At 41.7% G+C, this 1,078-nt stretch carries 1 pseudogene; it reads right to left on the bottom strand.

The annotated features are described in order from the left end of the window. Positions 1-132: 132 nt before the first annotated feature. A pseudogene (locus HT719_RS12075) lies at positions 133-973 on the bottom strand (transposase); the annotation flags it as partial. Between the last annotated feature and the right edge of the window lie 105 nt (positions 974-1,078).

Raw genomic sequence — 1,078 nt, 5'->3', positions numbered from 1 at the left:
TTGTTATGACGCGCTTACAGACTAGTGAACTCACGGATAGTTCCTAATTTGGAGATTTCTTATTTGCACTTTTCTTGTACAACTTTAGTCCATGGTAAACAAGCCTCTAAAACCTCTTTGTTTACGAGAGTCTGCTAGTTTGGGGGTCGCTTCAAAAAATTTCCTTCTCACATGCGCCCAACATCCAACAAGTTCAGCTTCTTCCAGTTGACGATAAGCTTCTAGCGGTTCGCAGTTTACCAAGCTTAGCGTCGCCTTGCTCCTAAACCTTGGACTGCTATCGCATAGGCAGAACTAGAGGACTAAAGTCCTAAGTTACTGCCGCAACATGTCACAATGCACATAGCCAGAATAATCTCCTAGGAATTCTTGTACTACTGAACCACTTCGACGCTGATCATGGTGGTAAAGCCTAATCCCTTGTTTCTCAGCTTTCCCAGACAAAAAAGTCCAATAGTAGGTCAGATGGCTATCACTTTCTAAGACCCGATAAGAGGTTTCATCCGCATGAAGAAGAGCGTGTTCTAACAACTTTTCTCGTAAAAGCTTATAAAGGGACTCTAAATAGTATTGACTCGCCTTGATATGCCAATTAGAGATTTCCTTACGTGTGATTGGTAAACCCATCTTAGCCCAATCTTCTTCTTGGCGATAATTGGGAACCTTCAGATTAAACTTCTGATGGATGGTGTGAGCGATTATAGAAGCTGAGCCAAGGCTTATGCGCCAAAGGGGCTTTAGGGATAGGAGCTTTCACGATTTTATCACTCGGATTTTTCTCACTGCATGCTTGGCATTTGTAAGAGTGTTGGATATGATCTATGCGTTTTAATTGCACAGGAATAAAGACTAATTCTTGGCCTTGAAGACTCGCTCCAATCTCTTTTAGCTCTCCCTGACAGTCAGGGCAAATGCAGTCCTCTAAGCGATGATGAACTTCTTCTGAATCAAATTGGGCAAGATGGAGCCTCATAATCCAGTTTAGCAATGATTTCCTTCTATTAATGATATCCATAATTTGGGCATTAGGGTCTTTGATATCGAGTAGTTTTGTGATAAAATCCCGACTTTATCACTT

It is taken from the genome of Streptococcus sp. k-378, assembly GCF_013277505.1.
GTDB lineage: Bacteria > Bacillota > Bacilli > Lactobacillales > Streptococcaceae > Streptococcus > Streptococcus pseudopneumoniae.
This window is presented reverse-complemented; position numbering and strand designations above follow the sequence as displayed.